Annotated in this window: 1 protein-coding gene; it reads left to right on the top strand. The window is 62.3% G+C overall.

Annotated elements, in window-relative coordinates:
- The coding region (locus SB754_RS21085; protein ID WP_410784293.1) for a cytochrome P450 at positions 1 to 260 on the top strand (260 nt) is incomplete at both ends.

The following is a 260-nucleotide window of genomic DNA, read 5'->3' as shown; positions in this document are numbered from 1 at the left end:
CGATGTGCTGATCTCGATCAAGGACGACGACGGCAACCTCCGGTTCACCGCCGACACGATCACCGGCATGTTCATCTCGATGATGTTCGCCGGTCACCACACCACCTCGGGCACCGCGGCCTGGACGCTGATCGAGCTGCTGCGACATCCGGACTACCTGGCGCAGGTGACCGCGGAACTCGACGACATCTATTCGGGCGGCGCGGAATACAGCTTTGGTGCGATGCGGCAGATCCCGAAACTCGAGGCAGCGCTCAAAG

Source organism: Leifsonia sp. SIMBA_070 (genome assembly GCF_046534635.1).
In the GTDB taxonomy this organism is placed as follows: Bacteria; Actinomycetota; Actinomycetes; order Actinomycetales; family Microbacteriaceae; genus Leifsonia.
The sequence above is the reverse complement of the archived record's forward strand: the minus strand, read 5'-3'. Positions and strand labels throughout refer to the sequence as shown.